A 10,285-nucleotide genomic window follows, 5' to 3' on the forward strand; every position below is an offset into this window, starting at 1 on the left:
CGACGTCAACTCTCAATTCCGAGCTCGTTGTCGATGAAGTCGAAGATCTCGTCGTCGGTCGCGGAGCCGATCTCCCGCAGCGGGGCCGTCGCCAGCGCGTGCTCCTCCTGGTCGAGGCGCACGAGGAACTCGCGCAGCCGGTCCGACAGCCGGGACCGCGCGTCCCGGTCGGAGCGGAGGTCCGGGAGGGCGGACTCGAGCGTGTCCAGCGCGGCCCGCGCGGGGTCGGCGTCGGGCGGGGTGATCTTCTCCAGCAGCAGCGCGGTGAGCGCGGTCACCGTGGGGTGGTCGAACAGCGCGGTGGCGGGCAGCCGCAGGCCGGTTGCCGCGTTGAGGCGGTTGCGGAACTCCACGGCGGTGAGGGAGTCGAAGCCCAGTTCCATGAAGCCGCGGTCGGCGTCGACGGCGGCCGGTCCGGCGTGCCCGAGCACGGTGGCGACCTGCCCGCGGACGAATTCGGCGACCACCCGCTCGCGGTCGGGCCCCGGTACGGCGGCCAGCTGGTCGAGCAGCGCGCCGCCGGACGGCCGGTCGCCCGCGGCGCGCCGCGCCGTGGTGCGGACCAGCCCGCGCAGGATCGGCGGGACCAGGCCGGCGGCGGCCTGCGCGCGCAGCGCCCGCATGTCCAGCTTCGCGGGTACGGCGGCCGCGCGGCCCGTGCGCAGCGCCGCGTCGAGCAGGGCCAGGCCCTCCCCGGTCGTCAGCGGTTGCACGCCGGTCCGGCCCATCCGGGCCAGGTCCGCCTGCTCAAGGTGGCCGGTCATCCCGCTGGCCTCGGCCCACAGGCCCCAGGCGAGCGCGGTGGCGGGCAGCCCGGCGGCGCGCCGGTGGTGGGCGAGGGCGTCGAGGTAGGCGTTGGCGGCGGCGTAGTTGGCCTGGCCGGGGGCGCCGAGGACCCCCGCGACCGAGGAGAACAGCACGAACGCGGTGAGCGGCAGGTCGCGGGTGAGCTCGTGCAGGTTCCGTCCCGCGTCGACCTTGGGACGCAGGACGGCGTCGAGCCGCTCGGGGGTCAGCGACTGCAGGACGCCGTCGTCCAGGACGCCCGCGGTGTGGACGACCGCGGTCAGCGGGTGGTCGGCCGGGACGGTGCCGAGCAGCCCCGCCACCGCGTCGCGCTCGGCCAGGTCGCACGCGGCGACGGTGACGGTGGCGCCCGCGGCGGTCAGCTCGGCGGCCAGTTCCCGGGCGCCCTCGGCCTCGGGGCCGCGGCGGCCGGCCAGCAGCAGGTGCCGGACGCCGTGCTCGGCGACCAGGTGCCGGGCGACCAGTCCGCCGATGACCCCGGTCCCGCCCGCGACGAGGACCGTGCCGTCCGGGTCCAGCGCCGGCGCCGCGCCGTCCTCGGCGGCCCGCGCCAGCCGCGGCACCAGCGGCCGGCTCCGCCGGATCGCCAGCTGCGGCTCGCCGCAGCCGAGCGCGGCCGCGGCGGACCGCCGCGAGCTTTCCTCGCCGTCGAGATCGAGCAGCACGAACCGGTCCGGGTTCTCGGTCTGCGCCGAGCGGACCAGGCCCCACACGGGTGCCGCGGCCAGGTCGGGGACGTCCTCGTCCTCGCCCACCGCCACCGCACCGTGGGTGACGACCGCGAGCGTGGTGGCGGCGAACCTGTCGTCGGCGAGCCATGCCCGGAGCAGGTCCAGCGCCCGGTGGACGGGTTCGTGCGGGGAGCCGCCGTCCCCGGTGAACGAGGCGAGGGCCATGACCGGGGTGGTGGTCAGCTCGCCGGGGTCGCGGTAGGTGCGGGCCGGGATCCCCGCGTCGCGCAGTGCTCCGGCGAGGTCCTTCGGGTCCGGGCCGAGGACCGCCCATTCGCCGTCCGGAGGCGTTCCCTCCTGCGGGAGGGCGACCCAGTCGGTCCGGTAGAGCGAGTCGCGCCGTCCGGCGCCGGTCGCCGCGGCCGCCAGCTGCTCCGGCTGCACGGCACGGATCGTCAGCTCGTCGATCGTCACGACGGGCTGCCCGGCCGGGTCGGTGACGGCGAGCGTCGCGCCGTCGGCGCCGGTGACGGTCAACCGGACCCGCAGCGTCGTGGCGCCGGTGGCGTGCAGGGCGACCCCCGACAGGGAGAACGGGAGCCGGGTACCGCCTTCGGAACCGGTGCCGAGGGCCATCGCGTGGAATGCGGCGTCCAGCAGCGCCGGATGGATGCCGAATCCGGCCGGGTCGGCGTCCTCGGGCAGGGCGACCTCGGCGTAGACGGTGTCTCCGTCCCGCCATGCCGCGCGCAGGCCGCGGAAGACCGGACCGTACTGGTAACCGAGGTCGAGAAGCTCGTCGTAGAGCGGGCCGACGTCGATGGCGGACGCTCCGGGCGGCGGCCACTGGCCGGTGTCCTCCTGCGGGGCGACCGCGCCCTCGCCGCCCAGGGTGCCGACCGCGTGCCGGGTCCATGGTCCTCCGGCCTCGTCGTCCTCCGGCCGGGAGTACACGGCGATCGGACGGTCGCCCTCCTCGCCGGCCGGGCCCGCGACGACCTGGATCCGCACTCCGCCCTCGTCCGGCACGATGAGCGGCGCGCCCAGCGTCAGCTCCTCGATCCGGTCGCAGCCGAGCCGGGCGGCGGCGTGCAGCGCCAGCTCGGCGAAGGCCGTCCCGGGCAGCAGCACGGTGCCCATGACCGCGTGGTCGGCGAGCCACGGATGGGTGCTCAGCGCGAGCCGTCCGGTGAAGAGCAGCTCGTCGTCCTCGGCCGCCTCGACCGCGGCGCCCAGAAGCGGATGCCCTGCGGGCGCCAGGCCCGCCGACGCCACGTCCTGGTCCCGCGCCGGCACGGCGTCCAGCCAGTACCGGCGCTCCTGGAACGGGTAGGTGGGCAGCGGCACCGGCTGGGCGGGGCCGTCCGGGAGGACCGTGTCCCAGTCGACCTGCGCGCCGTGCGCGTGCGCCTGGCCGAGCGAGGTGAGGAACCGCGCACGCCCGCCCTCGCCGCGGCGCAGCGACCCGATCGCCACCGCCGTGCCGTCCGCGCCCGCCGCGTCGAACGTCTCGGCCAGCCCGACCGTGAGAACGGGGTGCGGGCTGACTTCGATGAAGGTGGTGTGGCCGTCGTCCAGAAGTCTGCGGGTGGCCTGTTCGAACTGAACGGTCTGCCGGAGGTTCTGGTACCAGTACTCGGCGTTGAGCTGGGTGGTGTCGAGGGGTTCGCCGGTGACGGTGGAGTAGAAGTCGATCTCGCTGCGCTGCGGGGTGATCCCGGCGAGGAGGTCGATCAGCTCGTCATGGATCTCTTCGACGTGGGCCGAGTGGGAGGCGTAGTCGACGGCGATGCGGCGTGCGCGGACGCCTTCGGCGGTGCAGTGCTCCATGAGGCCGTCGAGGGCGTCGGCGTCGCCGGCGATGACGACGGACGAGGGGCCGTTGACGGCGGCGATGCTCAGCCGGTGTTCCCAGGGCCGCAGGAGTTCGGTGATGTGGTCTGCGGGGAGGGCGATGGAGGCCATGGCGCCTTGGCCGGAGAGTGTGGTGAGGGCTTTGCTGCGGAGGGCGATGATGGTGGCGGCGTCGGTGAGGGTGAGGGCTTTTGCGGTGTAGGCGGCGGCGATTTCGCCTTGGGAGTGTCCGATGACGGCGTGGGGGTGGGTGTGGTGGGTTTGCCAGAGGTGGGCTAGGGAGGTCATGACGGCGAAGAGGGCGGGTTGGACGATGTCGAGGCGGTCCAGGTGGGGGTGGTGGGTGTCGTTGAGGGTGTCGATGAGGGACCAGTTGGTGTGGGGGGCCAGGGCGTCGGCGCAGGCGTGCATGTGGTCGCGGAAGGCGGGGTGTTCGTCCATCAACTGGGTGGCCATCCCGACCCACTGAGATCCCTGGCCGGGGAACACGAACACCGTCTTGCCAGGTGAGGCCGCCGCGACACCCCGCGCGACCCCGGCCACTTCCTCACCTTGGGCGAGTCCTTCGAGACCGGCGAGGAAACCCGCGCGGTCCCTGGCGACCACCACGGCCCGGTGCGTGAAGGTCGCCCTGCCCGCGAGCGTGCGCGCGACGCCGCGCAGGTCGATGCCGTCGTCCTCGGCCACCTGCGCGCGGAGGCGCTCGGCCTGGGCCCGCAACGACTGCTCGGTTTTCGCGGAGATCAGCCACGGCAGGTCGGCCCCGGCGCCGCCCGCATCCGCGGGCTCGTCGGCGGCAGGCGCCGCCTCCTCTGGGCCCTGCTCGATGATGACGTGCGCGTTGGTGCCGCTCATGCCGAACGCCGACACCGCGGCGCGGCGGGGGTGACCGTTGCGCTCCCAGACGACCGGTTCGGTGAGGAGCGCCACGTCGCCGCCGTCCCATTCGACGTGCGGGGTCGGCTCGTCGACGTGCAGGGTCTTGGGCAGCAGGCCGTGCCGCATGGCCATGACCATCTTGATGATCCCGGCGACCCCGGCCGCGGCCTGGGTGTGGCCGATGTTGGATTTCACCGAGCCCAGCCAGAGCGGCCGGTCGCGGTCCTGCCCGTAGGCGGCGATGAGGGCCTGCGCCTCGATCGGGTCGCCGAGGGTGGTGCCGGTGCCGTGCGCTTCGACGGCGTCGACGTCGGCAGGGGTGAGGCCGGCGTTGGTGAGGGCGTCGCGGATGACGCGCTGTTGCGAGGGGCCGTTGGGGGCGGTGAGGCCGTTGCTGGCGCCGTCCTGGTTGACCGCCGACCCGCGGATCGTGGCCAGGATGGGGTGGCCGTTGCGCCGCGCGTCCGACAGGCGCTCCAGCAGCAGGATCCCGGCGCCCTCGCCCCAGCCCGTGCCGTCGGCGGCGGCCGCGAACGGCTTGCACCGCCCGTCGGGCGCCAGCCCCCGCTGCCGGCTGAACTCGATGAAAGTGTTCGGGGTCGCCATGACGGTCGCGCCGCCCGCGAGGGCCAGCGTGCACTCGCCGTTGCGGAGTGCCTGGCACGCCTGGTGCAACGCGACGAGCGACGACGAGCACGCGGTGTCGACGGTCACGGCCGGGCCTTCGAGCCCGAAGGTGTAGGCGACCCGGCCGGAGGCGACGCTGCCCGCGCTGCCGATGTCCACCGAGCCCTCGAAGCCGTCCGGCGCCGGATGCAGCCGGGCGCCGTAGTCCTGGTAGACCACTCCGACGAAGACGCCCGTCCTGCTCCCGCGCAACGACGACGGCTCGATCCCGGCGCGTTCGAACGCCTCCCAGGTGGTCGCCAGGAGCAGCCGCTGCTGCGGATCGGTCGCCATGGCCTCGCGGGGGCTCATCCCGAAGAACTCAGGGTCGAAATGGGCCGCGTCGAAGAGGAACCCGCCCGCCCGCGTGTAGGTCGTCCCGGACCGCCCGGGGTCGGGATCGTAGATCGCCTCCACGTCCCAGCCGCGGTCGGCAGGGAACTCGGCGACCGCATCGCGGCCCGCGGCGACCAGGTCCCACAGGTCCTCGGGCGCACGGACACCGCCCGCGTAGCGGCAGCCCATCGCGACGATCACGATCGGCTCGTCGTCGGCCGCCCGCCGTCCCGGCCGCAGGTCCGCCGCCGTGCCGGCGCCCTGCCCGAGCAGCGCGCCGCGCAGGTGCTCGGCCAGCGCCCGCGGCGACGGATGGTCGAAGACCAGCGTCGCGGGAAGCCGCACCCCCGCGGCCTCAGCGAGCCGGTTGCGCAGGGTCACCGCCGCCAGCGAGTCGAAGCCCATGTCCTTGAACGCCCGTCCGGAGTCGACGGCCCCGGCGTCGGCGTGCCCGAGCACCGCCGCCACCCGCGACCGGACGAGATCCAGCAGGAGGGCGCGCTGCTCGGCTTCCGGCAGCCCGGCCAGGCGCTGGGCGAGCGGCGAGGCGGGAGTTGCGCCGCGGCGCCGGGCGGGCCTCCGGGCCAGGTCCCGCAGGACGGCCGGCGGCGCGTCGCCGTACCCGCCCGCGTCGAGCGGTCCCGGAACGAAGACGGGCTCGCCGGAGGCCAGCGCCGCGTCGAACACGGCCGCCGCCCGGTCCTCCGGCAGCGGCTCCGGACTCCAAGCGATCGAGGTGGCGGGCAGCCCCGCGGCCCGGCGGTGCCGGGCGAGCGCGTCCAGGGCCGCGCTCGCCGCCGCGAGGTCCGGATCTGCGGACGAGCCGAGCGTGCCCGCGACCGACGAGAAGAGCACGAACGCGGTCAGGTCGAGGTCGCGGGTGAGCAGATGCAGGTTCCGGGCGGCGTCGGCGGCGTACGGGTCGGTGTGCACCACGGCGGTGGGCGGATGCTCGTCGACCAGCCGCCGGAGGGCCCGGAGGTCGGTGACGTCGCAGGCGGCGACGTGGACTTCCGCGCCGAGGCCGGCGAGCTCGGCGCGGAGCCCGCGGGCGCCTTCGTCCGCCGGCCCGCGTTCGCTGACCAGGACGAGCCGTTCGGCGCGATGGGCGGACGCCAGATGGCGGGCGGCGAGACCGCCGAGAGCGCCGGTCCCGCCGGTGACCAGGACCGTGCCCGCTGCCTGGGGCGCGTCGCCGGGCCGCTCCGACGCGCGGCCGAGGCGCGGCACGCGCACCTCTCCGGCGCGGACGGCGAGCTGCTCCTCGCCGGTGGCCAGCGCGGCGGGGACGGCGTTCAGGGACGCGGGCTCGGCATCGGCGTCGATCACTGCGAAACGTCCGGGACGTTCGAGCTGCGCGCTCCGGACCAGGCCCCAGATCGCCGCCATGGTGGGGTCGGTGTCCGCGCCCCGCGTCAGGAACGCCACCCGGACACCCGAGGGGATTTCCGTGCCGAGCAGCTCCCGGATCTCTCGCTCGTCGAGGGCCGGGACCACGACGACGAGGGCACCATCGACGGCCGGAAGGTCGGAACAGACGGGGAGGCCGAGCTCGTTCGCGAGCGCTTCGTCGGCCAGGACCGCCATCTCGGGAATCTCGTCAGGCGCGGCGACGGCCTTCCACAGGACGTCGTAACGGGTCACGGCCGACGCCTCACCGGGCTCGACCGGCCGGGTGACCAGCCTGTCCACGGTGAGGACGGGCGCGCCCGAGGGATCGGTGAGCAGGACCGAGACCGTGTCCTCCTCGCCGGTCGGGGCCAGGTCGACGACCAGGTTCGTGGTGTCGTCGGCGTCGTGGAACGTCACGCCGTTCCACAGGTGCGGGAACCGGCCGTCGGGGAGCTCCGCGAGGAGACCGTCCAGCAGCGCGCCGGGCACCATCGCCGCGGCCGCGTCCGGCGCCAGGACTCCCGTCGCGAACCGCTCCCACGGTTCGTCGTCGGTGGCCCGGGAGTGGACCGCGAACGCGCGCCTGCCCTGCCCGTCCGGCGGCTCGACGACGAGTTGCCCCTGGACGGGCGACGCGAGCGGCCGCTCCAGCGTGAGCTCGTCGACCCGGTCACCGGCCCGCAGAACGAGTTCGACGCACGACGCCGGCGTGATGCGCCCGGAGTGGACGATTCGGCCGTCGGCCATTTCCAGCGGACGCCCCGCCGCCTGGTCGAGCCAGTAGGGCTGGTTCTGGAAAGCGTAGGTGGGCAGTTCGACCGTGGCGGGGTGCGGCTCAGGGAACAGCTCTTCCCAATTCGGCCTCGGCGCGTGTGCGATGGCCGTGAAAAGGGTCCGCCGTTCGGGTTCTTTGGCTCGCAGCGCCGGGACGAAGGCGGCGTCGCTGTCGGTGAGGGTTTCTTGGGCGAGTGCGGTGAGGACGGGATCGGGCCCGAGCTCGATGTAGGTGGTGACGCCGTGTTTGTGGAGTGTGGTGACGCCGTCGGCGAAGCGGACCGCGTGCCGGACGTGGCGGACCCAGTAGTCGGCGTCGAATTCGTCGATGGCCTGACCAGTGAGGTTGGAGATCACCGGGATGGTGGGTGCGCGGTAGGTGAGGGTTTCGGCGGTGGTGTGGAAGTGGTCGAGCATGCCGTCCATGTGGTGGGAGTGGAAGGCATGGCTGACGGTGAGCCGTTTGGTTTTGCGTCCTCGCGCCTTGAACTCTTCGGCTATGGGGGTGATGACGTCATCGTCGCCGGAGATGACGAGGGAGTCGGAGGTGTTGATGGCGGCGATGAGGTCGGGATCGATTTCGTTTTCGGTGGCTTGGATGGCGACCATGGCGCCGCCGCCAGGCAAGTCCTGCATTAAACGGGCACGAGCGGCGACGAGGGTGCAGGCGTCGGGGAGGGTGAGCACGCCAGCGAGGTGGGCGGCGGCCAGTTCCCCGATGGAGTGCCCGAGCAGGTAATCAGGCCGCAGCCCCAGGCTTTCTAAGAGCCGTGCGAGGGAGACCTGGAGAGCGAAGAGGCTGGTCTGCGTGTAGAGGGTCTGGTTGAGCTGCTCAGGGTCGACGCCGCGCAAGTCCAGGCCGATGTGTTCGCTGATCTGGTCGAACGTCTCGGCGTAGATGGGGAAGGTGTCGTAGAGCTGCGAACCCATGCCGGGGCGTTGGCTGCCTTGGCCGGTGAGCAGATAGGCGACCTTGCCCGTGCTGGCGACTCCGGAGGCGATGGCGGGGTGGGGTTGGCCGTCCGCGAGCGCTGCGAGGGCTTCGCGGTGGTTGTCGAGGATGAGGGCGCGGTGGGTGAAGGTGGTGCGGGTGGTGGCCAGTGAGTACCCGACCTGGTCCGCGGGCTCGTCGGTGAGGTGATCGCGCAGCCGGGCCGCCTGATCGCGCAGCGCCGCTTCGGTATGGCCTGAGACCGGCCATACGAACGGTCCGGAGTGCGCGGGCGCGGTGTCAGGTTCGGCGGGGGCCGGTGGTTGTTCGAGGATGACGTGGGCGTTGGTGCCGCTGATGCCGAATGAGGAGACGGCGGCGCGGCGCGGGTGACCGTTCTCCTTCCAGGGCACCGGTTCGGTGAGCAGGTGGACTTTGCCGCTGTTCCAGTCGACGTGCGGGCTGGGCTGGTCGACATGCAACGTCTGCGGCAGAAGACCGTGTCGCATGGCCATGATCATCTTGATCACGCCAGCAACACCCGCGGCGGCTTGCGTGTGCCCCAAGTTCGATTTGATCGACCCCAACCACAGCGGCTGTTCACGGTCCTGCCCATAGGTGGCCAGCAGCGCCTGAGCCTCAATCGGGTCGCCCAGCGTCGTCCCCGTACCGTGCGCCTCCACCGCGTCGACCTGGTCCGGGGGCACCTGGGCGTTCGCCAGCGCAGCCCTGATGACGCGTTCCTGCGATGGGCCGTTTGGTGCAGTGAGACCGTTGCTGGCACCGTCCTGGTTGACCGCGGACCCGCGCACGACCGCGAGCACAGGGTGTCCGTTGCGCTGCGCGTCCGACAAACGCTCCAGCAGCAGCACTCCTGCGCCTTCGGACCAGCCGGTGCCGTCCGCGCTCGCCGCGAAGGACTTGCACCGTCCGTCCGGTGCCAGACCGCGTTGACGGCTGAACTCGATGAAGACCTCGGGCGTCGCCATCACCGTCGCGCCGCCGGCGAGAGCCAGGGTCGCCTCGCCGCTGCGGAGGGCGGTGCACGCCTGATGGAGGGCGACCAGCGAGGACGAGCACGCGGTGTCGACCGTGACGGCCGGACCCTCCAGCCCGAAGGTGTAGGCGATCCGGCCGGACGCGACGCTGGCGGCGCTGCCGGTCCCCAGCAGACCCTCATAGCCGTGGGGAGTGTGGTGATGGCGGGTGCGGTAGTCGTTGTACATGACGCCGACGTAGACACCGGTCGCGGTGCCGCGCAGTGACGCCGGGTCGATGCCCGCGCGCTCGATGGCCTCCCACGACGTCTGGAGCAGCAGCCGCTGCTGCGGGTCGGTGGCCAGGGCCTCGCGGGGGCTCATCCCGAAGAAGTCCGGGTCGAACTCGGCGGCGTCGTGGAGGAAGCCGCCGTGCCGGGAGTAGGACGTGCCGGCGGTGTCGGGGTCCGGGTCGTACAGCGCGGACAGGTCCCAGCCGCGGTCGCCGGGGAACTCGCCGATGGCGTCGCGCCCGCCGCCGACGAGGGACCACAGGTCCTCGGGGGAGCGGACGCCGCCGGGGTAGCGGCAGGCCGCCGCGACGACCGCGATCTGCTCCCGCGCCCTCGCCTCGACCCTGCGGGCGTGCTCCTGGGCCTCCTCCAGCTCGATCGCGAGCCGCCTGACGTAGTCCCTGAGCCTTGCTTCGTTCGCCATCGCGGGCACGCGCCCCCTCTCGGCCGGGCTATTCGGCGATCTTGGTGCGCATGGTCCAGCTGAAGACCAGCGGGCCTTCGCCGTCCCCGGTGCGCGGTTCCTCGGCCAGCTCGAAGTGCTCGTAACCGCCGCGGTGCGGCAGCTTGAGCGTCCTGCCGGCGGGCGCGTGCCGGAGCACGCGCAGCTCGGTCGGAAGGTCCACGGGCCCTCCCTCGAGGACCGCGCGAGCCGTGCCGGATTCGGTGCGAGAGTCTCTCGTCCTGTCCATGGGGCGACCTCCA

General features: G+C 73.4%; 2 protein-coding genes. Both read right to left on the minus strand.

Annotated elements, in window-relative coordinates; genetic code table 11:
- Positions 1 to 5 precede the first annotated feature (5 nt).
- Entirely contained in the window at positions 6 to 10,004 is a 9,999-nt protein-coding gene (locus QP089_RS14275; RefSeq protein WP_285912057.1) for a type I polyketide synthase, read from the minus strand.
- Positions 10,005 to 10,032: 28 nt separating this feature from the next.
- On the minus strand, positions 10,033 to 10,206 hold the full coding sequence (locus QP089_RS14280) for a DUF5988 family protein (protein ID WP_446474029.1): 174 nt from the start codon (positions 10,204 to 10,206) through the stop codon (positions 10,033 to 10,035).
- Between the last annotated feature and the right edge of the window lie 79 nt (positions 10,207 to 10,285).

The sequence above is a fragment of the Actinomadura opuntiae genome (assembly GCF_030283205.1).
In the GTDB taxonomy this organism is placed as follows: Bacteria; Actinomycetota; Actinomycetes; order Streptosporangiales; family Streptosporangiaceae; genus Spirillospora.

What these genes read in the sequence shown, in the direction of transcription:
- QP089_RS14275 (WP_285912057.1), bottom strand. Translation starts at nt 10,004, where the DNA reads ATGGCGAACGAAGCAAGGCTCAGGGACTACGTCAGGCGGCTCGCGATC.